Raw genomic sequence first — 255 nt, 5'->3', positions numbered from 1 at the left:
CTTGACCAGGTCAGGAAGCGTGGACTTACGTTTGGCTTGGACCGTTGTCACTGGGACAAAGGCCCGCGGTGAAATCCCTTCAATGCTCATCATGCGCATTCGTTTAGCCACAGTCTTACGGTTAAGCACAATGTGGTAGCGCTCGGTAAGTTCTGCGGTGATCCGCGGAGCACCGTAAACCTGATCGGAGTCCGACCAAATCTGATGAATCTTGCGGTCAACATCGTCGTAGAATGCTGCGCGATCATCGTCGCC

At 53.7% G+C, this 255-nt stretch carries 1 protein-coding gene; it reads right to left on the bottom strand.

Annotation, left to right across the window (positions count from 1 at the left end; all coding sequences use genetic code 11):
• On the bottom strand, positions 1-255 hold a 255-nt coding region (locus tag QP934_RS11565; RefSeq protein ID WP_419127599.1), incomplete at both ends, for an IS3 family transposase.

This window comes from Corynebacterium sp. MSK122 (assembly GCF_030229435.2).
Classification (GTDB): domain Bacteria; phylum Actinomycetota; class Actinomycetes; order Mycobacteriales; family Mycobacteriaceae; genus Corynebacterium; species Corynebacterium marquesiae.
This window is presented reverse-complemented; position numbering and strand designations above follow the sequence as displayed.